This is a genomic window from Rhodococcus artemisiae, assembly GCF_036327795.1.
Taxonomy (GTDB): domain Bacteria; phylum Actinomycetota; class Actinomycetes; order Mycobacteriales; family Mycobacteriaceae; genus Rhodococcus; species Rhodococcus artemisiae.
In genome coordinates this window covers 92,902-113,868 of sequence record NZ_JAUTXY010000009.1, presented here as the reverse complement: position 1 = coordinate 113,868, position 20,967 = coordinate 92,902, and the positions used below count along the sequence as shown (strand labels likewise).

General features: G+C 65.5%; 23 protein-coding genes and 1 tRNA gene. 18 read left to right on the top strand and 6 right to left on the bottom strand.

Going from position 1 to position 20,967, the window contains the following annotated elements; translation table 11 throughout:
* Positions 1-68 precede the first annotated feature (68 nt).
* The 10 genes from Q7514_RS19210 to Q7514_RS19165 all read left to right on the top strand — a co-directional run bounded on the left by Q7514_RS19210 (position 69) and on the right by Q7514_RS19165 (position 9,229).
* Positions 69-1,436 carry a sugar transferase gene (locus tag Q7514_RS19210; protein WP_330134870.1) on the top strand — a complete coding sequence of 456 codons (1,368 nt, stop codon included), beginning with the start codon at positions 69-71 and terminating at the stop codon, positions 1,434-1,436.
* Between the two features lie 72 nt (positions 1,437-1,508).
* Positions 1,509-2,516 (top strand): UDP-glucose 4-epimerase GalE, encoded by a 1,008-nt coding sequence (gene galE, locus Q7514_RS19205; RefSeq protein WP_330134869.1) that lies wholly within the window; start codon positions 1,509-1,511, stop codon positions 2,514-2,516.
* A gap of 105 nt (positions 2,517-2,621) precedes the next feature.
* On the top strand, positions 2,622-3,383 hold the full coding sequence (locus tag Q7514_RS19200) for a lytic transglycosylase domain-containing protein (RefSeq protein ID WP_330134868.1): 762 nt from the start codon (positions 2,622-2,624) through the stop codon (positions 3,381-3,383).
* A gap of 183 nt (positions 3,384-3,566) precedes the next feature.
* Complete coding sequence (gene eno / locus Q7514_RS19195) at positions 3,567-4,853, top strand: phosphopyruvate hydratase (protein ID WP_330134867.1); 1,287 nt, start codon at positions 3,567-3,569, stop codon at positions 4,851-4,853.
* 8 nt (positions 4,854-4,861) lie between these two features.
* Positions 4,862-5,563 carry an FtsB family cell division protein gene (locus Q7514_RS19190; RefSeq protein ID WP_330134866.1) on the top strand — a complete coding sequence of 234 codons (702 nt, stop codon included), beginning with the start codon at positions 4,862-4,864 and terminating at the stop codon, positions 5,561-5,563.
* A complete protein-coding gene (locus Q7514_RS19185) occupies positions 5,560-6,087 on the top strand; it encodes a DUF501 domain-containing protein (RefSeq protein WP_330134865.1) in 528 nt (175 codons plus the stop codon). The genes Q7514_RS19190 and Q7514_RS19185 overlap by 4 nt, the downstream gene beginning before the upstream one ends.
* Entirely contained in the window at positions 6,084-7,037 is a 954-nt protein-coding gene (locus Q7514_RS19180; protein WP_330134864.1) for a Ppx/GppA phosphatase family protein, read from the top strand. The genes Q7514_RS19185 and Q7514_RS19180 overlap by 4 nt, the downstream gene beginning before the upstream one ends.
* A gap of 109 nt (positions 7,038-7,146) precedes the next feature.
* Positions 7,147-8,337, top strand: a complete 1,191-nt coding sequence (locus Q7514_RS19175; protein ID WP_330134863.1) for a lipase family protein — start codon at positions 7,147-7,149, stop codon at positions 8,335-8,337.
* 98 nt (positions 8,338-8,435) lie between these two features.
* A tRNA-Leu gene (locus Q7514_RS19170) sits at positions 8,436-8,512 on the top strand.
* Between the two features lie 204 nt (positions 8,513-8,716).
* Complete coding sequence (locus Q7514_RS19165; RefSeq protein ID WP_330134862.1) at positions 8,717-9,229, top strand: nitroreductase/quinone reductase family protein; 513 nt, start codon at positions 8,717-8,719, stop codon at positions 9,227-9,229.
* A gap of 71 nt (positions 9,230-9,300) precedes the next feature.
* On the opposite strand, the gene Q7514_RS19160 is transcribed toward Q7514_RS19165, so the two are convergent.
* Entirely contained in the window at positions 9,301-9,975 is a 675-nt protein-coding gene (locus Q7514_RS19160) for a TetR/AcrR family transcriptional regulator (RefSeq protein WP_330134861.1), read from the bottom strand.
* A 212-nt stretch (positions 9,976-10,187) separates the two neighbouring features.
* Between Q7514_RS19160 and Q7514_RS19155 the strand changes: the two genes are divergently transcribed.
* From Q7514_RS19155 to Q7514_RS19145, 3 genes are read left to right on the top strand one after another with little or no spacing between them, the layout of a single operon-like run.
* The gene (locus tag Q7514_RS19155; protein ID WP_330134860.1) at positions 10,188-10,988 is read left to right on the top strand and encodes an SDR family NAD(P)-dependent oxidoreductase; all 801 of its coding nucleotides are present in this window, start codon (positions 10,188-10,190) and stop codon (positions 10,986-10,988) included.
* Between the two features lie 11 nt (positions 10,989-10,999).
* Entirely contained in the window at positions 11,000-12,148 is a 1,149-nt protein-coding gene (locus Q7514_RS19150) for a DUF5938 domain-containing protein (protein ID WP_330134859.1), read from the top strand.
* Positions 12,149-12,176: 28 nt separating this feature from the next.
* Positions 12,177-13,733 carry an AMP-binding protein gene (locus Q7514_RS19145; RefSeq protein WP_330134858.1) on the top strand — a complete coding sequence of 519 codons (1,557 nt, stop codon included), beginning with the start codon at positions 12,177-12,179 and terminating at the stop codon, positions 13,731-13,733.
* 94 nt (positions 13,734-13,827) lie between these two features.
* Here Q7514_RS19145 and Q7514_RS19140 read toward each other — a convergent pair whose 3' ends face one another.
* Positions 13,828-15,066 carry an MFS transporter gene (locus Q7514_RS19140; protein WP_330134857.1) on the bottom strand — a complete coding sequence of 413 codons (1,239 nt, stop codon included), beginning with the start codon at positions 15,064-15,066 and terminating at the stop codon, positions 13,828-13,830.
* Positions 15,067-15,121: 55 nt separating this feature from the next.
* Here Q7514_RS19140 and Q7514_RS19135 point away from each other — a divergent pair, with 55 nt between their 5' ends.
* Complete coding sequence (locus tag Q7514_RS19135; RefSeq protein WP_330134856.1) at positions 15,122-15,478, top strand: MerR family transcriptional regulator; 357 nt, start codon at positions 15,122-15,124, stop codon at positions 15,476-15,478.
* Positions 15,479-15,647: 169 nt separating this feature from the next.
* Here the strand turns inward: Q7514_RS19135 and Q7514_RS19130 are convergent, their stop codons facing one another.
* Positions 15,648-16,454, bottom strand: a complete 807-nt coding sequence (locus Q7514_RS19130) for a replication protein (RefSeq protein ID WP_330134855.1) — start codon at positions 16,452-16,454, stop codon at positions 15,648-15,650.
* A 710-nt stretch (positions 16,455-17,164) separates the two neighbouring features.
* Here Q7514_RS19130 and Q7514_RS19125 point away from each other — a divergent pair.
* A complete protein-coding gene (locus Q7514_RS19125; RefSeq protein ID WP_330134854.1) occupies positions 17,165-17,299 on the top strand; it encodes a hypothetical protein in 135 nt (44 codons plus the stop codon).
* 5 nt (positions 17,300-17,304) lie between these two features.
* Here the strand turns inward: Q7514_RS19125 and Q7514_RS19120 are convergent, their stop codons facing one another.
* Entirely contained in the window at positions 17,305-17,451 is a 147-nt protein-coding gene (locus Q7514_RS19120; RefSeq protein WP_330134853.1) for a hypothetical protein, read from the bottom strand.
* 217 nt (positions 17,452-17,668) lie between these two features.
* Between Q7514_RS19120 and Q7514_RS19115 the strand changes: the two genes are divergently transcribed.
* Together Q7514_RS19115 and Q7514_RS19110 are read left to right on the top strand one after the other, a co-directional pair.
* Positions 17,669-19,129, top strand: a complete 1,461-nt coding sequence (locus Q7514_RS19115; RefSeq protein ID WP_330134851.1) for a SulP family inorganic anion transporter — start codon at positions 17,669-17,671, stop codon at positions 19,127-19,129.
* 50 nt (positions 19,130-19,179) lie between these two features.
* Entirely contained in the window at positions 19,180-19,374 is a 195-nt protein-coding gene (locus tag Q7514_RS19110) for a hypothetical protein (RefSeq protein WP_330134850.1), read from the top strand.
* Positions 19,375-19,442: 68 nt separating this feature from the next.
* On the opposite strand, the gene Q7514_RS19105 is transcribed toward Q7514_RS19110, so the two are convergent.
* A complete protein-coding gene (locus tag Q7514_RS19105; protein WP_054714554.1) occupies positions 19,443-19,640 on the bottom strand; it encodes a CsbD family protein in 198 nt (65 codons plus the stop codon).
* A 132-nt stretch (positions 19,641-19,772) separates the two neighbouring features.
* Between Q7514_RS19105 and Q7514_RS19100 the strand changes: the two genes are divergently transcribed.
* Complete coding sequence (locus tag Q7514_RS19100) at positions 19,773-19,934, top strand: hypothetical protein (RefSeq protein WP_330134849.1); 162 nt, start codon at positions 19,773-19,775, stop codon at positions 19,932-19,934.
* A gap of 16 nt (positions 19,935-19,950) precedes the next feature.
* Here the strand turns inward: Q7514_RS19100 and Q7514_RS19095 are convergent, their stop codons facing one another.
* On the bottom strand, positions 19,951-20,964 hold the full coding sequence (locus Q7514_RS19095; RefSeq protein WP_330134848.1) for a magnesium transporter CorA family protein: 1,014 nt from the start codon (positions 20,962-20,964) through the stop codon (positions 19,951-19,953).
* Positions 20,965-20,967 lie beyond the last annotated feature (3 nt).

The window sequence follows — 20,967 nt, the reverse complement described above, 5'->3', positions numbered from 1 at the left end:
CTGCAGTCGCCGCACCGGTACGTGATCCGATAGCTCCGGCTCGTGCATTCACGGCACCCCGAAGGATCGTGTCCGATCGTATCGTTCGTCCCGCGAGGTGGGAGCGTCGTTACGAAGTGTCGGTGCTGTGCTGCGACCTGCTCTGTCTCGCTCTGGCAAACCTGATCGTCGCCGTCGGATACCACCCGACCGCGGGCCTCGCCGACGGGCAGAGAGTCGCCGTGCTCGTGGTCTGCACCGTTGTCACCGTGTTGTCGATTTCAGTTCAGAAAGTCTGGGACAGAAGAATTCTGGGATCAGGACTGGAAGAGTATCGCCGAATCGTCCGCGCCTATCTCTACGCGGTGGCGGCAGCGGCCATCCTTGCATATTCGCTGGGTGCGGATCAGGCCCGGGCCTACATCTTCGGGGCGTTACCACTCGCACTGGTACTAACCCTCGCCGCTCGAAAAGTACTGCGGATCATGGTGTTGCGTGCTCGAAGGCATGGTCGGTACCTGCGCTCCGTCCTTGTCGTCGGGAATGCGGAAGAGATCCACGAACTCGTCAGCCGCACCAATGGATCGGAGGAATCGGGTTGGAAGGTCGAGGGTGTCTGTCTCGCGCCCGTGCCGGAGGAAGATGCTCCTCCCGTTCCCCGCGGATCACCCGTGGCGATCGACGACGTTCCGGTATTGGGAACCGACGCCGACATCATCCGGGTCACCGAGGTGCACAAGTTCGATGCGGTTGCGCTGCTCCCGTCCGACAGGTGCTCCTGCGCGCGAATGCGGAAGCTCGAGCGGGAACTCGAGGGCGTCGGAGTCGACCTGCTCGTCGCCCCGGTTCTCATCGATGTCGTGGGGCCACGCCTGTACATCTCGCCCCTTGCAGGTCTTCCACTCCTGCAGATGAGCGCCCCTCGATACAGCGGCCCGGTATGGGTCGTCAAGAACATCGTCGACCGAGTGTTCGCGCTGCTGATTCTCGTCGTCATTTCGCCCGTTCTCGTATTCGTCGCTGCTGCCATCCGTCTCGACGGCCCAGGGCCGGTACTCCTCCGGCATGACCGAGTGGGACGCGACGGCCGCACCTTCGCCATGTACGCGTTTCGCGGCGATCTCGAGTCAAGGTGGCTCGGCCGATTCCTTCGCCGGCATTCCGTCGACGAACTGCCCGAACTGTTCAATGTGGTCGGCGGCGACATGGCGCTTGTCGGCCCGCGGACACCGGTGGGCTCCGAACCGGTGCGGTACGGCGATGGGGGTGGAGCGCGTCGCCTGGTCGTCAAACCGGGATTCACCGGATTGTGGCGGATCGGCGGACGCAACAACCTCTCGTGGGAGGAAGCGGCCCGGGCCGATCTCCGATACATCGAGAACTGGTCCTTCGCGATGGATCTCTCGATCCTGTGCAGAACTTTCGGTGTCGTCGTCCGTGGCGACAGGACTTATTGACCCCGGTCGAATCGAACCGGGCAGGAAGACCATTCGATACGTACAACTCTCCCGACATGAAGGGTGGAAGCTATGTTGTTGGTGACCGGAGGCGCGGGATACATCGGCACCCATGTCGTGCGCGCCCTGATATCGGGTGGCCGCGATGTCGTGGTGGTGGATGACCTCTCGGCCGGGCATCCGGAACTGCTCCCGGCCGGTGTGCCCGTCGAAGTGGGAAGCGTCCTCGACACCGACTTCTTGATGGACGTGATCGACATGTACGACATCGACGGTGTGGTGCACCTGGCCGGCCGGAAAGCCGTCGACGAGTCGATCACTCGCCCCTCCTACTACTACCGGCAGAACGTTCATGGCATGCAGAGCGTCCTCGCCGCGATGGTGCGGTTACAGGTACGCAGGATCGTGTTCTCGTCGAGTGCCGCGGTGTACGGCGCTGTGAGCGCCGGTACGGTCACGGAAGATGCTCCGACACTTCCCCAATCACCCTACGGCAGAAGCAAACTCATGTGCGAGTGGTTGCTTCGCGATATCGCCGCCGCAGAAGGGCTGAGCTGGTCTGCGCTCCGCTACTTCAACGTGGCCGGTGCCGGCGACAAAGAACTCGCGGACCGCGGGGTCCACAACCTCGTTCCCCGCGTGTTCCAGGCTATCGACCGTGGCGAGCCGCCATCGGTGTTCGGCGACACCTACGACACCCCTGACGGCACGTGTATCCGCGACTACATCCACGTCACCGACCTCGCCGACGCGCACGCCACTGTCGTCGACACCATGGACACTGCTCCCATGGCAGCCGTCTTCAACGTCGGGTGCGGGAGCGGCGCCAGCGTGCTCGACGTGATGCGCGCGGCGCGCCGAGCCAGTGGCGTGCCGTTCGACTGGCGGATCGAAGACCCCCGGCCCGGCGACCCTGCCAGCGTGGTCGCCGATGCCGACCGGATCCGCACCGAACTCGGGTGGCACGCCCGCCACGACCTCGACGACATCGTCGGCAGCGCGTGGGAAGCGTGGTCGGTGTCGAGGGCAACTATGAAGACTGCGTCCGGACAGGACGCTGCTCTCGCGGTGGGAGCCTGATAACCCCTCGGGGCTTCCACCGTCCGAGTCTGCGCGGGTGATCTTCGTGATCGCCCGCGCAGGCGCATTCACCTGCGGTTGTGCGCGCGTGTGGAAGATGGAGATGTGTATCCCGCTCCACGACGTCGTCGCTCCGCTTGGCCGCTGCTCCTCTTCAGCGCGCTGGTAGTGGTGGTGATCATCGCGGTCGGTTCCAATCTTCGCTCACCCCAGTTACCGCGAATAGAGATTCCCGACGGTGTTCCGCCGGGCCCTGGCGCGCCCGTGCCGCCGATCGATTTCGAGGGGCCGGGCCGGACCTCTGCCCTCCTGCGCGACTGGGCCGAACCTCAGGCCGACACCCTCGGCATCCCGGTCATCGCGCTCGAGGGATATGGGCACGCTGCGGCCGTCCTCGCCGCAACGAATCCCGGCTGCGGATTGGCTTGGACCACCCTCGCGGGTATCGGAAGCGTCGAGAGCAATCACGGGCGGCACGGGGGAGCGAGCCTCGACGAGGACGGGACCGCGAGACCTGAGATTCGCGGAGTCCCGCTCGACGGTGGGCCCGGGCTCGCGGAGATCCGAGACACCGACGGGGGAGAACTCGACGGCGACCCGATTCTGGACAGGGCGATGGGACCCATGCAGTTCATCCCCGAGACCTGGAAACGCTGGGGTGCCGATGCGAACGGCGACGGTGTCGCAGATCCCGACAACATCGACGACGCGGCCCTCACCGCGGGGCGCTACCTGTGCGATCGCGGCGGCGACCTCACCACTCCGGAAGGCTGGACGAGGGCCTTGATGGCCTACAACCTCTCGGGTGAGTATCTCGCGCTGGTGCGCGACCGCGCCGCCGCATACGGCGTGGGTGTGCAGCCGTGATGCCGACCCTGCGGCCGAGTCGACGCTCCCGCACCGCTCCGGGCGGCGCGCCGTACTGTCCTGGGTGGCGCGCCGTAACTGTCCTGGGCGGCGCGCCCGTGCTTCACTGCCTGGTCGTGGCGGTTACGCTGTCCCCAGCGTGCAGACCCCGCAGCGTGAAGTCCATCGAAGGAGAATCAGCCAGTGGCCATCATTGAGCAGGTAGGAGCCCGCGAGATCCTCGACTCCCGTGGCAACCCCACAGTCGAGGTCGAGGTGCTGCTCGAGGACGGAAGTTTCGCTCGCGCTGCCGTACCGTCCGGTGCCTCCACCGGCGAGCACGAGGCTGTCGAGCTGCGTGACGGCGGCGATCGCTACAACGGCAAGGGCGTCGAGAAGGCCGTCGAGGCCGTCCTCGACGAGATCGCCCCGGCCATCATCGGCATCGACGCCACCGAACAGCGCACCGTCGACCAGGCACTGCTCGACGCCGACGGCACCCCCGACAAGGGCCGTCTCGGCGCGAACGCCCTCCTCGGTGCGTCCCTCGCGGTCGCGAAGGCCGGTGCAGAGACCTCCGGTCTGGAGCTGTACCGCTACCTGGGCGGCCCGAACGCCCACATCCTGCCCGTGCCGATGATGAACATCCTCAACGGTGGTGCTCACGCCGATACCGGCGTCGATGTCCAGGAGTTCATGGTCGCGCCGATCGGTGCCGCCACGTTCAAGGAGTCCCTGCGCTGGGGCACCGAGGTGTACCACGCACTCAAGTCGGTGCTCAAGAGCAAGGGACTGGCCACCGGCCTCGGCGACGAGGGCGGATTCGCGCCGGATGTTGCGGGCACCAAGGAAGCACTCGACCTGATCAGCGAGGCCGTCGCGAAGACCGGTCTGAAGCTCGGTAGCGATGTCGCGCTCGCACTGGACGTCGCCGCCACCGAGTTCTTCACCGAGGGCACCGGCTACGCGTTCGAGGGCAAGAACCGCACCGCCGACGAGCTCGCGGACTTCTACGACGAGTTGCTCTCGGCGTACCCGCTGGTCTCGATCGAGGATCCGCTGTCGGAGGACGACTGGGATGGCTGGATTGCGCTGACCGAAAAGATCGGCAACAAGATCCAGCTCGTGGGCGACGACCTGTTCGTCACCAACCCGGAGCGCCTCGAGGACGGCATCGTCAAGGGTGCGGCGAACGCGCTGCTGGTGAAGGTCAACCAGATCGGCACTCTGACGGAGACCCTCGACGCCGTCGACCTCGCGCACCGCAACGGTTACAAGACGATGATGAGCCACCGGTCGGGTGAGACCGAGGACACCACCATCGCCGACCTCGCCGTGGCCGTGGGCAGCGGGCAGATCAAGACCGGTGCCCCGGCGCGCAGCGAGCGTGTCGCGAAGTACAACCAGCTTCTGCGCATCGAGGAGTCGCTCGGCGACGCTGCCCGCTATGCCGGCGAGCTCGCGTTCCCGCGCTTCAACATCGAGGGCTGAAGTCAGGTATGAGCCAGCGCGGTAGATCCCGACCCGGCGCCCGCCGCAGCCGCACCGAGGGTGCGGTGGGGGCCCGTCGTCCCAGTCGGACCCGTCCTTCGGGATCTACCGCACCGGCCGATGTCGGTCCCGAGACCGCGGGCGCACGTCCCGCTGGTCGAGAGGACCCCGCTCATTCGTCCCGTCGTGGACGTGGCAGCGCGGGCCGTGCGCGGCCCACCCGCGTCGGAGCTCCCCGCGACGGACGCAACCCCCGCACCGAACGCACCATCCTCGGACTGTCCACCGGACGTGCCGTGATCCTCGCGCTCGTCGTGTGCGGACTCGCATTGACGCTTGCGGTGCCGCTGCGCACCTACGTCAGTCAACGCTCGGAAGCCGATCAGATCGCGCAGGAACGTGAGCAGCTCGAACGCGAGATTGCTGCGCTCGAAGAGCAGAAGACGCACATGGAGGATCCCGCCTGGATTCGTGCGGAAGCGCGCGAGCGACTGCGTTTCGTGATGCCCGGCGACATCCCCTACCAGGTCCAGCTGCCCGGCGACGTGACTCTCGTCGACGAGGAGAAGGAACCCGAAGCACCGTCCACCGGCGCCTGGTACAGCGACCTGTGGCTTTCGGTGGTCGAACCGCCACCCGAACCCGACACCGACCCGGTGCCGCAGCGCATGCCCGTGGCACCCCCAGAACCAGGAGATATCCCCGGGTGACCGCTCCCGTTCCGCAGGAAGACCTCGACGCCGTCGCCGCCCAGCTCGGGCGTGAACCACGAGGTGTCCTTGCCATCGCCTACCGCAGCCCCGACGGCGCACCCGGGGTGGTCAAGACCGCACCGAAACTGCCCGACGGCACCCCGTTCCCCACGCTCTACTACCTGACCGACCCCCGGCTCACCGCCGAGGCGAGTCGTCAGGAATCGGCCGGGGTGATGCGGGAGATGACGGAGCGGCTCGGCACCGACACCGACCTGGCCGCCGCGTATCGGCGCGCCCACGAGTCGTACCTCGACGAACGCAACGCCATCGAATCCCTCGGCACAGACTTCACCGGCGGCGGCATGCCCGACCGCGTCAAGTGCCTGCACGTGCTCATCGCGCATTCGCTCGCGAAGGGACCGGGAGTCAATCCGCTCGGCGACGAATCGGTGGCGCTCGCCGCCGACGCCGGGCTGCGCGGTACCGCGATTCCCGCCGACTGGCCGACCTACGCCGAGCTGCGCGGAGAGTCCCAGTGAGCACTGTTCGTGTCGCCGGCGTCGACTGCGGCACCAACTCGATCCGCCTGCTGATCGCCGACATCGCCGACGACGGGACCCTCACCGACGTCACCCGGCTCATGAAGGTCGTGCGACTCGGGCAGGGTGTCGACGCGACGGGTCGACTCGCACCCGAAGCGATCGAACGCACCCGCGTCGCACTCGTCGAATACGCCGACCTCATCCGCGAGACCGGCGCCACCGCCGTGCGGATGGTCGCGACGTCCGCGACCCGCGACGCCCGGAATAGTGAAGACTTCTTCGCGATGACCCGCGAGGTACTCGGCGCGGTCATCCCCGGTGCCGAAGCCGAAGTCATCACCGGCGACGAGGAAGCACGCCTGTCGTTCACCGGCGCGGTGGGTGAACTCGACCCGGCCAGGGGGCCGTTCGTCGTCGTCGACCTCGGTGGCGGCTCCACAGAAGTGGTGCTGGGCGACGAGAACGGTGTGCATGCGGCATATTCCACCGATATCGGCTGCGTGCGCCTGACCGAGCGGTGCCTGCACGACGACCCACCCACCGCCGACCAGGTTGCGGCTGCGCGCGTGGTCGCGGGGGAGAAGATCGCCGAAGCGCTCGAACACGTTCCCGTCGAGGAGGCACACACTTGGGTGGGTGTCGCGGGGACGATGACCACATTGGCTGCGCTCGCCCACGACCTCGACGTGTACGACCCGGCGAAGATTCACCTGTCGTCGGTCCCGTTCGACCGGTTGAAGGAAGTGTGCGACGGGCTCGTCGCCGCGACCCGCACCGAGCGTGCGGCACTCGGGCCCATGCATGAAGGTCGCGTCGATGTCATCGGTGGTGGTTCGATCGTGACCACCGTGCTCGCCGACGAGCTCGGTCGACGTGCCGGGATCACCGAACTTGTTGTGAGCGAGCACGACATCCTGGACGGAATCGCCCTTTCCATCGTGCAGTAGACAGAATCTGGTCGCGAATACCGACAAATGAGACCATCCGGTAACGATCCGGCGAGGCGTGAGTATAGAGCGGTTGGCGCTGATGCTGCGGTAATCGGGAGGGATACTCATGCGACAAAGGTTCGGCGTGGTTATGGCAGCGGTCCTCGGGGCCATTCTCGTGGGGATGAGTGTGCCGCCTGTCGCGGCGGCCGATCCGATGTACCCGGATCCTGATCCGGATCCGTTCTATCTCGCGCCTGCCGACCTCGACGCCAAGGAGCCCGGTGATGTCGTCCGCACGCGCCGTATAGATACGTGGATGTACCCGAACTCGGACGGCTGGCAGGTCGCGTTCCGGTCGACCAACTCGCTGGGCAACCCCATCCTCGGGGTCACCACGGTGTTGCTGCCCCGTGGTGTCGAGAACCCGCCGTTGGTGTCATATCAGGCGATCATCAACTCGCTGGGTACCAAGTGCGCCCCCTCACGCTCGCTGTTCAATATGGAGCTGCAGGAATCGCCCGGAATGATGTTGGGCCTCGAACGTGGCTGGGCGGTGTCGGTCCCCGACCATCTCGGCCCCACCGGTGCCTACGGCGCAGCGAAGCTGGGCGGCATGATCACGCTGGACAGCGTGCGCGCGGTACAACATGTCGCCGAGCTCGGCCTGGAGGAGAGCCCGGTCGCGCTGGCCGGATATTCGGGTGGTGGCATGGCAAGCGCGTGGGCTGCGGCTCTTGCACCGACCTACGCGCCGGAGCTGGACTTGGCCGCGGTGGTGGCGGGTGGCATTCCCGCCGACCTCGAGCAGATGGCCGACGGCCTCGGGCTCGAACCGCATCCCGGTTTCGGCCTGGCCTTCGCCGCTGCGATCGGACTCGAGCGTGAGTACCAGGAACGTCTGCCGATCTCGGATCAACTCAACGAGACGGGCATGTGGTTGCGTGACTGGACGGGCAACGAGTGCCGACGCTTCCTGCTCTTCCACGGAGCCTTCCGCAGTGCCGCTGAGGTAGCAGTGAGCACCAGCCTGTTGGGCAGCCCGGAAGTGCGTCAGATCTTGCGGGAGAACAGCCTGCGTCATTTCGACGGTGTGCCCACCGCGCCCGTCTACCTGTGGCAGGGAACGCTGGACGGGCTCACACCTTTCGACTCGGTCGAAGAGGTTGCCGGGCGCTACTGCGCGGAGGGTGCGCCACTGACCTTCGTGCCGTACGAGATCGCCGAGCACATGACGACCGCCGTCGTCGGCTTCCCGGACGCCTACGAGTACATCGATGCCCGGTTCCGCGGCGAGCCGGCGCCGACCAGCTGCTGACCGCATTCGATACCGACACATGTCTGCTCGGAGCGAGGCCGTGAATCCACGGCCTCGCTCCGAGCGGACGTCTGCCACCCGCTAGGGTGATCCAGTCGGCCCCCATAGCCCAATTGGCAGAGGCAGCGGACTTAAAATCCGCACAGTGTCGGTTCGAGTCCGACTGGGGGCACCATCGAACCGCCGAAGGTCCAAGCGCCAAGAGATCAGCGCGTGCCATCCGGTCAGATCAATGATGTTGTCCACCAATACTTTCAGACAGGTGTGAGATCGGAATCGCGCCGCCGCGTCGTCGGGGAGCGGGCGCGTGTCTGCACCGCAGTGAACGTCACCTCATTTTAGGACGATAGTTGTCCTATATCCGCGACACACTCGAATCATGAGCGAAACACACTCGACTGCAGGACAGCCGGATCAGACCGACATCACCGACTACGACGATCCGAACGCGCCGTGGAACCAGGCTTGGGACCAGGAAGGCAGCATCGCCAACTGGAACGATGACGTGATCAAGGAGTTCCGGGAGAACTCGGGCAAGGTGGGCGGTGCCTACGCTGGCGGGGACCTCATCCTGCTCACTACCACGGGAGCCAAGAGCGGCAAGCGGCACACGACTCCACTGGGTCCTCTGAACCGGGGCGACACCATGTACGTGAGCTCGTTCATCGAGGACAAGTACCCGGCCTGGTGGTACAACATCAAGGCTGATCCGCAGGTCACTATCGAGCTCCGGGACAAGACCTACCAAGCGACCGGCAAGGTGCTCGAAGGCGCGGACTACGACGAGTTCGCGACCTGGGTGCTGGCCAACAACCCCCTGCTGGCGGACTTCCAGTCCAAGATCGATCGGCCCATGCCGCTGGTCGTACTGACCCTCGACAGCGAGGTTTGAGCGCTCCCCGAGACCTCCTCGTCGCACCGCGCGCCCTGGCAGGCACTCGCCAAACGGACCGTCCGGGCCGGTCAGGGCGCGGCGACGAGGTCCGGCAGAAGTGTGAACGCTTTGTCCCGCAACCGGTCCGAGGACTCCGTCGCGGACGCATCATCGGTTTCACCGGCTTCCGTACGGGCATCGCGCTCGATGAGGTGCTCGAGCAGGGCAGCGAGAAATATGCCGTCGAGCATCGAGTACGCAACGTTGCGGTCGTACCGCGGAACCGCGTCCGACAGTTCGGCGTAGCGAGTGAGGACGCGGTCGATCATGTCGCACAGTCCGTTGTCGATCGCGGATACGTCTTCGCGCAGCTCGGGGTCGAACATGGCCTGGTTGCGCAGGTCGTACCAGAGGCGGTGCATCGGAGCCTCGGTGCGCAAGGTCTCGAGGAGTTTGTCTGCGAAACCGCGGCGCAGTTCGTCTGCGGTCAAGGCAGTGTCGACGATCTCGTCGTATCTGGTCATGCACCGGGACTTGTAATAGCGGACGCAGTGCAGGATCAGCGCGGTCTTGTTCTTGAAGTAGTAATGCACCACTCCGTGTGAGAACGGCGAGTTCTGCGCGATCTCGCGCAGGGATGTGCGGGCGTAGCCCAGCTCGCCGAGGGTCGCCAGGGCGGACTCGGCCAGTTGCACACGACGTTCGTCGTACTTGTCCTGCCGATTGCGAAAGGACCGCTCGGCGGGCGCTGCCACGGGGTTCATCGCTGCCAGTGTAGGCGACCGGTCGAGTTCGTGACACTTGGCAAGAAACATCAGGCCGATTGACCAGAAGAGTCTTGACAGTCGTCAAGACTTGAGCAACGCTGTGACTCACACCACGTTCTCGGTCGCATTCGATGAGGCGCCCCCGGCCGCATCACGGCCCGATATCCCGCGAACCGTCCGGCAGAGTTACGACACCAGAGGAGACACCGATGACCGTGTTCGATCTGACCGGGCGCAAGGCCCTGGTCACCGGCGGGGCCCAGGGCCTCGGTGAAGGAATGGCCCGCGCGCTCGCGTCGGCAGGTGCGAGTGTCGTGATTGCCGACATTCAGGACAGCGGTGAGAAGACTGCAGCCGATCTTCCCTCGGGAGGGCAGCAGCATGCTTTCACTCGCCTCGACGTCACCGAGGAATCGGACTGGGAACGGGCGATCGCGGCGACGATCGAGGCCGTCGGCGGTCTGGATATCCTGGTGAACAACGCGGGCATCGAGATCTCGAGCTTGCTCACCGAGGTCGCCTCCGACGACATCCGTCGCATGCTCGAAGTCAATGTCCTCGGTACCACACTCGGGCTCAAACACGGTTTGCGTGCAATGCGACCGGGTGGGTCCGCCGGAAACGGCGGCGTGATCGTGAACGTTGCCTCTGTGGCGGCGACGATTGCGTTCCCCGGGATCTCGGTGTACTCGGCAACCAAATCTGCGGTCGACCGGCTCACGCGCGTGGCGGCGATGGAGAGCGGCAAGCTCGGCTACCGCGTCCGCGTCAACTGTGTCTATCCCGGTCTCGTGCCGACGGCGATGGGTGCAGGACTCGCGAACGATATGGCGACACTCGGGTTGTTCGGCTCGGCGGAGGAAGCGGTGGGCGCCGTCGTCGATCTGACCCCGTCCGGGCGACTGGGAACTGTCGAGGACATGGCGGACGCCGTCGTGTTCCTCGCGTCCGACGCAGCGCGATTCGTCAACGGCGCCGGCCTTCCGGTCGACGGCGGAATGGGAATGTGAGGGAGAGACCTGTGAGTACGCCGACATCGAAATCGCCCCGCCGCGTCGTCGTCTACGGCGCCTCCGGATACACCGGCCGACTTGTCTGTGAGTTCCTGCGCGAGTTCCGTATCCCGTTCGTCGCCGCCGGCCGCGACAAGGGCAAGATCGACGAATCGATGCGAACCAACGTTCCCGGTATCGAGACAGCGGATTACGAGGTAGTGCAGGTCGAGCACACCGTGGAGGCGTTGACCGACCTGTTCCGCGATGCCGGCGTCGTCCTCAACACCGTCGGACCGTTCTCCGATCTCGGCCCCGAGGTGGTGCAGGCATGCCTGGCCGCAGGCGCGCACTATACCGATACGACCGGTGAGCAGGACTGGCTCATCACCTGCGAGAAGCAGTACGGAGCGGACTTCGGGGCGGCCGGACTGTTGCTCGCCCCGGGGATCGCACAGATGTACAGCATCGGGGAGATCGCGGCCCAATTGTGTCTCGAGACGCCGGGACTCGACACCCTCGACATCGCAGTGTTCTGGGGTGGCAGCCCGACCATCGCGTCGACCCGCACCATCCTCGTCAACGCCGCGACGTCGGCCGCGCACTACCTCGAGCAGAACGAATACGTGCCGTTCGATCCGGGGCAGGGTCTTGTGCCGCTCGTCGTACCGGGTCAGCACGAACTTGCCCAGTCCTTGCCGTGGGGCGGGACGTCGCACCCGGTGTGGTTCCGCCGCGACCCGCGCGTCGCGAACGTCAAGGCACAGGGTGGAGTCTTCAACGCCGCACTGATGCACGGGGTTCCGCAGATCGTTGCGCAGGCTCTCGAGGCAACCAAGGACATGTCACCCGAGGACCGTGACGCAGCCCTGACGGCAACGGCGCGTCAGGTCATGGATGTCATGCCTCCCCGCGAGAACCCTCGCGTCAACAAGTCTCTCGACTCGGTGCACGCGTCGGGTCCACTTGGGCGGGCCCACTGCGTGATCCACGGAAACAGCAACTACAAGCAGACCGGACTTCTGCAGGCGTTCGCAGCGAACTGGCTTGTGCAACAGCCGCCGAAGCGGGTGGGCTTCGCCAGCGGCTGTCAGGCTTTCGGCCACCACGAACTGCTCGGAGTGCTGCGCAGCTTCGGTCTGGTTTCGAAACCTGTTCTGACCGTTCAGGACTACTGAAAAACTGCTGAATCGGATGGAGGACTCGATGCGGATAGTCGACTACCTCGACAAGGGCGCCTCACTCGGGCCGGACCGGCCGTGCTTCACGACCGACGGCGACACCTGGACGTACGCCACCGTCCGGGGTCTCGCCGACGATGTTGCACGTGCGTTGGTTGCCCGCAGCGTGCAGCCCGGAAGCAAGGTCGCCGTGCTGTCCGGCAACGATCCGCTCGCGTTCGCGTGTGTCTTCGGGATCAGCAGAGCTGGGGGAGTGTGGTGCCCGATAAACCCGCGCAACGAGGCGGCCGAGAACCGGGAGATCCTCGACCGCTTCGACTGCGAGGTGTTGTTGTACGCATCGGCCTATCGCGAGCTCGTCGACAAGATCCGAGCGGATCTTCCCGGGATCCACACGTGGGTGCAGCTCGATGGCGAATCCGACGGAAACTCGCTGAGCTGGGACGAATTCAGGGCTTCGGACGACGGCCCTGATGACGCTCCCGATCTGTTCGCGCCGGAAGACCTCGCGATGATCGTCGGTACGGGCGGTACCACGGGCAAACCGAAGGGGGTGCTACTGACCGGCACCAATCTCGAGACGATGACGGCGCTCACGCTGATGAGCTATCCGTTCCCGACTCGCGGTGCACACCCCGTGTACCTCGCGCTGGCCCCGCTCACCCACGCAGCCGGGGTGTTGTGCTTCCCCGTCCTGGCCAGCGGCGGCGAGATCGTCATCATGCGCAGCCCCGACGTCGGCCGATTCCTCGAACTTGTTCCGGAACGCAGGGTCACCCACACGTTCCTGCCCCCGACCTTGATCTATATGGCGCTCTCCCATCCTGATCTGGATAGGACGGATCTGTCGAGCCTGCAGTGCTTCTGGTACGGAGCGGCGCCGATGAGCCCGACTCGGCTCGCCGAGGCGCTCGAACGGATAGGTCCGATGGCGCAGCTCTTCGGGCAGACCGAGGCGCCGATGATGATCTCGGTGTTGCCGCCGGACGAACACCGCCGGTCCGATGGATCGATCGCCACCGAGGTTCTGTCGTCGGCCGGTCGTCCGTCCCCACTCGTGACCGTCGCGGTGATGGCCGAGGACGGAACGTTGCTTCCGTCCGGTGAGCGCGGAGAAATCGTGGTGCGCTCCTCGCTAGTGATGGCCGGCTACTACAAGAATCCCGAGGCAACAGAGGAAGCAGGCCGGTTCGGTTGGCACCACACCGGGGATATCGGCTATCTGGACGAGTCCGGTCTGCTGTTCATCGTCGACCGCGCCAAGGACATGATCATCACCGGCGGCTTCAACGTGTATTCCACCGAGGTCGAGCAGGCGATCCTCGCGCATCACGCGATCCAGGACTGTGCGGTGATCGGCCTGCCCGACGAGAAGTGGGGGGAACGCGTCGTCGCGGTGGTGCAACCGCAACCCGGCGAGCACGTCGATTCCTCAGAGCTCACCGCGTTCGTGAAGGAACGCATCGGATCGGTCAAGGCGCCCAAGCAGATCGAGGTGTGGCCGGATCTTCCTCGCTCGAAGGTCGGCAAGGTGCTGAAGACCGATATCAAGGCGAGCTTCACGTCGACAACCGGGCGTTGAATCGGGCCGGAGCCAGGATTTCACTGGTGCATGCGTTGGCGATTCGATCGCAGGCGTGCCGGGCACGAGTTGTCGATGGCAGAACTTCTGACGGTCAGGCCGGAAGATCTGCGGCGGGATCTTCGGTCGCGGATCCGCCGCTGGTCGAGCTGTCACGTCGGGATCCTGTGAATAGCAGCACGGCCACACCCGACGATGCGGCGATGAAACCTGCGATCACGACCGTTCCGGCTCCCGAGCTGAGCAGCGTCGCTCCGATCAGTGCTCCCGCTGCGATGCCGAGGTTCATGGCGGTGATGACGACCCCACCGGCGAGCGGACGGAACGCCACGGTCGACACGCGTAAGACCCGCGCTTGGAGGATCGGCGGAAAGGCACCGGTGGCGATTCCCCAAAGGACGACGCCGATGGCGAAGACCGGGGTGACGTTGCCTCCGAGTCGAAGTATCAGCACTCCGAGGGCGAGTAGCGCAGCGGCGGCCGGTGCGGCAGCGTGTGGATAACGGTCGGACACCACCCCGGCACCGACGACTCCCACCGCATTGGCGACACCGAAGACGAGCAATATCGCGGCGATCGAACTCGGGGCGAAGCCACCGAGGTCGACAACGATGGGCGCGATGTAGGTGAACACGGCGAAGTGGGCGGCGATCACGAGGCTGCCACCGACCGCCACGGTGAGGACTTGTCGCGCGCTGTGGTCCCACCGCCCCGGTCGTTCCGGCGCATCGGAGCTGCCCTCAGGACCCCCGACGACCACCCATACGGCGGTCGCGATCGCGAGTAGCAGGACCGACAGCGCAAGGAGCGTCGGCCGCCACCCCACGGCGCCCGCCGCTGCCGTCGCCGCCGGGAGCGCGACCAGGCCTGCGAACGCGGGTCCTGCCAGGACGATCGACAGTGCGGTGCCGAGTTTCTCCGGTCGCACGAGGCTTGCCACGAATGTCACGACGAGTGCCCAGAAGAGGCCGTGTGCGCCTGCGGCAACCAGACGCCCGAGAAACGCGACGGGGAAGTTCGGTGCGAGTGCCGTGGCGGCGTTCGCGACGGCGGTCACCGTAAGGGCGGCCGACAGCAGAGTCCGCCGAGGTATGCGTGAAGTGGCCCGGACCAGGGGAATGCTTCCGAGCGCGATGGTCAGCGCCCACACGGTGACCAGGAGGCCGACGGCGCCGAGCGGCACCCCGAGATCGGTGCTCATGTGCGGCAGCAGACCGGACGGCGCCAGTTCCACCGTGACGGTCGCCAGCGTTGCGAGGGTGAGTACGGCAATGACGCCGGCTGGGCTCGTGCGGCCCGGAGTTCTTGTCGAGTGTTGCGTTGTCTCGGTCATTGGAGGACGGTAAACATTGACATCAATGTGAATGTCAAGAGCGAAAGGTGCGCGCATGAAGATCGGCGACCTCTCCGAACGCACAGGTGTGCCCACGCGGATGCTGCGGTACTACGAAACCCAGGGTTTGCTCGCACCCGTCCGTGCCGGCAACGGGTATCGGCAGTACTCGGAGGAGGACGTGTACACGGCCGAGATGGTTCGGTCCCTGGTCCGTTCCGGCGTGCCGACGCGGTTCATCAAAATCGTCCTCGACAAGCAGAGTGGTGCCGTGGGCTGGGGTCCGAGTTGTGATGCCGTCCTGGCGGACATGATTCGCGAGCAGATAGTCGACCTCGACGCGAAGATCGCATGCCTGAGTACCAGTCGTGCTGCACTCGCGCACCTTGTCGACGAAAGTGGCGAAACCTGAATCAATTCCACCGCGACGACACCCGCGACCAGATCAGACACGAACACTCTGTCGAACCGTTGTTCGTGTCTGCGGAGCGGGTACGTGTGCCCAGTGAGTGCCGTCAACAGCATTCCGCTGTGGAGCATTCCGACCACGTCGTGCGGTGGTGTCGTCAGCGTGGCGTGAGTCAAGCGGCAACCGGCACGCGACAACCGCACCGGACAGCGCGTCCGTGTTCGTCATCGTCGAGCCAGCCGTACTCGTCGCACAGCCCGCACCTGGGAGGCAAAGGCATCCGGGGTGCGGGCAGTGCGCGCCACAGGCGCAGCCACCCGTGCACATGCATCGTCGGATTCGCCGGTCGGTGAGCGATTCTCGCGGCCGATGCGAGAGCGTCGACACCGTGCAGGGCCGCCAGGGCGAGGATTTCGCATCGCTGCGGCGGTTTGATCCTGGTGAACGAGGCCATCAGGCCCGCGGAGATCGTGGCGGCTTCGAGGGCGTCGAGGACGCGGTCGTCGTCTGTTTCAGGACGAGTCGACGACGCCACCACGTCGTTGTTCGTTTCGGTCCTTGGTTTCCGAGTACTTGTAAGAGAGACTGGCTTTCCGATGTCGGCGGTTCCGGCGGGCGGTTTCCCAGGCCTCGGCGGAACGGGGGTTTCGCGGCGAGGTTCCTCGTAGATCGTCTGGATCGTGATCCACCGGCCACGCTCGTCCTGGAACTTCTCCATGACCAGATACCCGATCTCGGCGAGTTCGCGCATCGCGGTGCGGATGGCGTCGCGGCCTTCCCTGGGGGAGTGGCGGGCGATCGACTCGGAGCGGATGTGCCAATCGGCAGGTTTGCTGAGCAACATGATGAGCAGGCCCCTGGCGCGAAAACTCAGCCGGTCGTCGTTGATGACGGTGTTGGAGAGGACAGTGAAATTGTCGGCCAGGCGTGGGCCACGTCTGATTCCGCCCTGTAATCGGGCATGGGTAAGCTGTGCCACGTTCGACTCCTTTGGTAAGTCGGACGACGCCCGTCGCGAGGGTCCAAGCTCGCGGCGGGCACCTTTTTATTTGTGGCGATGATCTTGGCACAGCGTCGCACGCGATGTCTACGGAACATCGCAGAGTGCGTGGATTCGCTGATCGGGGCGGCATTGGAATCCGTACCGCACAACCACAACGTCTGCGGACGGAAGCAGCCTCCCGAACTGGTGTTTCTGTCTGCGGGCCTTGCTTGTGCCGCCGTATGGCGACGGGCGGCGATGGGCAGCAGTGCAATCCGGGTGGTTCTCGCGACTGCAACGGCATTCGCCGCCGGCATCTCCCCACATGCCTCCGCTCGGGACGGCAGAACCGAGACGGCGTACACCTCCACAGCGCCGCTCGCCGGCGAGGTGATCGGCTCGGCGGTCACGATTCCCGCGCCGCTGCCGGGGTACGTCGGCCCGCGACCGGAACAGTGCGATCGCCTGTCCTACCTTCGCTGGAGATCGGCCGACGGGCCGGTCAATTCGTCGGACGCCGGCCCCAGCTTCGTCGCTCAGCCCGGAATTCTCGAGGGGGCGGGGGCATTCGAAAGCATCGCCCCCCGCTGCCGTCGGATCTGGCCCTGTCGTCGGCGGGGTCGTTCGCGACGCATCACATCCACAGGGACGGGGTCGCGCGGCATCCGATTCTCACGCTGCAGGGCAGCGGAGGTATCGCACTGCCGGTGGAACATCCGGACGACGTGCCGGTCGTGTTGTCGGGCTACAACCACATCGACGTACTCACCGCAGCCGGCGAGCGGAACGACGGGCGCCTCGAAGCGGTTTCGGAGGCACTCGCCGAGTTTGCGAGGAGATAGGTGGTTCAGGCTCCGCGCGAGGAGAAGATCGACGTGTAGTCGAACGGCTCGGGTGAAGTCTGGTGCTCGGCCTCCACTACTTCGGGCTCGGGCTGGTTCGGATTGACCGGCTGCAGGAACAGCGGGCCGGTGTCTTCGGTGCTCTGGCTCATATGGGTCCTTTCGGGTACTGCTTCGATCACTACAGGTGTTGACGAGGTACACGCGGGTGCGGGGTACGCAGAACCAGGAGCGTGCAGCTCGGGGGATGATCATCGAGGTCCGTATCGGGGAAGATGTCCGGATGTCGCGAACCGGTCGATGGTCCAACTCTACACCCGGCACCGCGGTGACGCGCGACGCCACGGCGGGCGTGCCTAGACTTCAGCGGTGAATACCGTCCTTTCGACTCTCCGCTCGCCTCGGAGGTTGACCACCGAAATCCTCGCCGGGCTGGTCACTTCCCTGGCGCTGATTCCCGAGGTGGTCTCGTTCGCGGTGATCGCGGGCGTCGACCCGAAGGTGGCGCTGTACACATCGTGCGTCATGGCCATCACGATCGCGTTCGTGGGCGGACGCCCGGCGATGGTGTCGGCGGCTGCGGGCGCGACGGCCCTGGTCATCGCCCCACTGGTGGCGTCGCACGGGCTCGACTACTTGATCGCCGCGGTCTGGCTGGCGGGCGCGTTGCAGATCGTGCTGGCATTGGTCGGTGTCGCGCGACTGATGCGTTTCATTCCGCGTTCGGTGATGATCGGCTTCGTCAACGCGTTGGCGATCCTCATCTTCAGCGCGCAGCTCGGGCATCTGTTCGATGTGCCGTGGCTCGTGTACCCGCTGGTTGCGTTCGGTATCGCGATGGTGGTGTTCATCCCGAAGCTCACCACAGCTGTCCCGGCCGCACTGATCGCGATCATCGTGCTGACCGGCATCGTGGTGCTGTTCGGCGTGGATGTTCCGGACGTCGCCGACCAGGGCGAGCTGCCCGGGGGCTTCCCCGTATGGATGATCCCGGACGTGCCGTTCACAGTCGAGACTCTCGGGATCATCGCGCCGTACGCGGTCGGCCTGGCGCTGGTGGGGTTGATGGAGTCTCTGATGACGGCGAAGCTCGTCGACGACATCACCGACACCCATTCCGACAAGACCCGTGAAGCGTGGGGCCAGGGTGTCGCGAACGGTGCCGCAGCCCTGTTCGGCGGAATGGGGGGCTGCGCGATGATCGGCCAGACCATGATCAACGTCAAGGAAGGACGTGCCCGGACCCGCATCTCGACGTTCTGCGCGGGCCTGTTCCTGCTTCTGCTGTGCGTCACGGTGGGTGATGTGGTCGGTGCGATCCCGATGGCAGCGCTCGTGGCGGTGATGATCGTGATCGCCGTGACCACGTTCGATTGGCACAGCATCACCCCGCGCACCCTGAAGCTGATGCCGATCAGCGAAACGCTGGTCATGCTCGTGACGGTGATCGGAACCCTGGTCACCGACAACCTCGCCGTCGGCGTCGTCGCGGGCGTACTCACCGCGATGGTGGCGTTTGCGCGCCGGGTCGCGCACATGACGCGGGTGGAGGCGGTCGACGCCGCCGACGGCGTGCGCACCTACAAGGTGTCGGGTCAGCTGTTCTGGGCGTCGAGTAACGACCTCGTCTACCAGTTCGATTACGCCCACGACCCGGACCGCGTCGTCATCGACCTCACCGGGGCCGAAGTGTGGGACGCGTCGACGGTCGCGACCTTCGACTCGGTGCTCCAGAAGTACTCGGAGAGGGGGAAGACCGCGCAGATCGTCGGTCTCGACGGGGCAAGCCTGCATCGCGTGGAGTTGCTCTCCGGGCGCCTCGGCACCTGACCCGGGCAGTACGAGGTTTGGTCGTCGCCCCCGCCGGGAAGCCCGACGACATGGCAACGTACAGAGTGATCGATCCCCATGGTGATGTAGTGGACACGAAGGACATCGCAAGCGCCGACGACGCGCACGCGTGGTTCGTGGACGTGCGGGCCGACAACACCGAGCTCGGCTGGCGAATGGAAGCGCAGCACGAGAACGACGGCACCTGGCACTTCTTCGACAGCACCGAGGGTACTTCGGATTAGGCGGGCCGACACGACGGTAGGTGCCGGGAATCCCTGGCACCTACCGTCGTATGGGGACTCTCGCTACTTCACTTCTTGAACGCGTTCTTCACGTCGTCCACAGCGTCGGAGACCTTGTCGCCGGCCTGCTTGAGGCCGCTCGACGCCTGATCGCCCTTGCCTTCGGCCTCGAGGTCGCGGTCGTCGGTGGCCTTGCCTGTCTTTTCCTTGGCCTTGCCGGTCGCTTCTTCTACCTTGTGCTTGGCCTTGTCGATGAAGTCGGCCATCGATCCTCCTCGTGATTGCCGATGGAATCTTCGTGCCGTCTCCGCATACCCGACCAGCCGGAGCGCAAACATCCACCCGTCGGGCGTGCGCGTGCGAGACTGCCTGAGTACCCGCGGGATGCAGGAGGTGACATGTCTCAACCGAGCGAAGACGATCCGATCGGCGGCGCACCCGACGCGGACCCCGAACTCGTCGGTAGTGATTCCGGCGCTCGCCGAAACTCCGTGACATGGGTGATCGCAGCGCTCCTCGTGGTGGTGCTGATCGTTGTGTTGATTCTCGCGCTGATCTGAACGCGCGCTGCATCGGTCAGAGCCAGTCGCGTCGTTTGAACACCAGGTAGAGCAAGCCCGCCGATCCCGCGATGACGACACTGCTCACGAGCACACCCCACCCGTGGCCGAACCCCGGATACGGAACGTTCATGCCGTACCACCCGGTGACAGCAGTGGGCACGGCGATGATCGCAGCCCATCCGGTGAGTTTCTTCATGACGGTGTTCAGGCGGGCGTCCTGCAGCGACAGATTGGTCTCGAACACCGTGGTCACCATGTCGCGTAATGATTCGGTCCATTCCGTCGCCCGGATCACGTGGTCGTACAGATCGGTGTACCAGCCGTCGAGCTCTGCATTGTTGCCGTGGTCGGCGCGGTGCCGCATGATCGCGGTGACGACCTCGCGCATCGGAAGCACGACACGTCTGAGCTGGACCAGCTCCTTCCGGAGTCGGTAGATGCGGTGCTGGGTCGCGCGGGTCGGGGCCGTATCGCCGAACAGCCCGTCCTCGATGGTCTCGATCGCATCGTCGAGGGCCTGGATGGTGTCGAATTGGCCGTCCACGATCACATCGAGCAACCCGTGGAGGAGTGCGCCGGTTCCGTACTGAATGAGATCGGCGTGATCGTCCCATCGGCTCACGACCTCGTCGAGGTCGAACGGTCCTCCGCGGCGCACTGTCACGACCCCGCGTGGCAGCACGAACGCCGACACCCGCGTGGTGCGTAAGCGTGACTCGATTCCCCCGACTGCGCCGGAGGGCCGTTCGAGGTGAGTCGCGTAGACGGTGAGGAACGTGTGGGTGGGGTAGCGGGCGGTCTTGGTGCGTTCGCCGCGTGCAATGGCGTCCTCGACCGCATGCTCGTCCAACGTCAGCTCGGCGGCCAGCGCACTCAGCTGCTCGTGTCCGGGGTCGCACAGGTCGACCCACACCAGCGCTCGATCGTCCGTCAGGTGCTCGGACACGTCGTCGAGGGGGAAATCGTCTGCGACGAGCAGACCGTCGCGCCACAATCGGGTACGTACACCTCCGGGGAGACTGGCCATGCT

Excerpts from the sequence above, each read along its gene's own strand:
- Q7514_RS19135 (WP_330134856.1), top strand. The coding sequence starts at position 15,122 with ATGAAGATCGGCGACCTCTCCGAACGCACAGGTGTGCCCACGCGGATG.
- Q7514_RS19140 (WP_330134857.1), bottom strand. The coding sequence starts at position 15,066 with ATGACCGAGACAACGCAACACTCGACAAGAACTCCGGGCCGCACGAGC.
- galE (WP_330134869.1), top strand. The coding sequence starts at position 1,509 with ATGTTGTTGGTGACCGGAGGCGCGGGATACATCGGCACCCATGTCGTG.
- Q7514_RS19105 (WP_054714554.1), bottom strand. The coding sequence starts at position 19,640 with ATGGCCGACTTCATCGACAAGGCCAAGCACAAGGTAGAAGAAGCGACC.
- Q7514_RS19155 (WP_330134860.1), top strand. The coding sequence starts at position 10,188 with ATGACCGTGTTCGATCTGACCGGGCGCAAGGCCCTGGTCACCGGCGGG.
- Q7514_RS19110 (WP_330134850.1), top strand. The coding sequence starts at position 19,180 with ATGGCAACGTACAGAGTGATCGATCCCCATGGTGATGTAGTGGACACG.
- Q7514_RS19100 (WP_330134849.1), top strand. The coding sequence starts at position 19,773 with ATGTCTCAACCGAGCGAAGACGATCCGATCGGCGGCGCACCCGACGCG.
- Q7514_RS19190 (WP_330134866.1), top strand. The coding sequence starts at position 4,862 with ATGAGCCAGCGCGGTAGATCCCGACCCGGCGCCCGCCGCAGCCGCACC.
- Q7514_RS19145 (WP_330134858.1), top strand. The coding sequence starts at position 12,177 with ATGCGGATAGTCGACTACCTCGACAAGGGCGCCTCACTCGGGCCGGAC.
- Q7514_RS19175 (WP_330134863.1), top strand. The coding sequence starts at position 7,147 with ATGCGACAAAGGTTCGGCGTGGTTATGGCAGCGGTCCTCGGGGCCATT.
- Q7514_RS19165 (WP_330134862.1), top strand. The coding sequence starts at position 8,717 with ATGAGCGAAACACACTCGACTGCAGGACAGCCGGATCAGACCGACATC.
- Q7514_RS19160 (WP_330134861.1), bottom strand. The coding sequence starts at position 9,975 with ATGAACCCCGTGGCAGCGCCCGCCGAGCGGTCCTTTCGCAATCGGCAG.
- Q7514_RS19120 (WP_330134853.1), bottom strand. The coding sequence starts at position 17,451 with ATGAGCCAGAGCACCGAAGACACCGGCCCGCTGTTCCTGCAGCCGGTC.
- Q7514_RS19095 (WP_330134848.1), bottom strand. The coding sequence starts at position 20,964 with ATGGCCAGTCTCCCCGGAGGTGTACGTACCCGATTGTGGCGCGACGGT.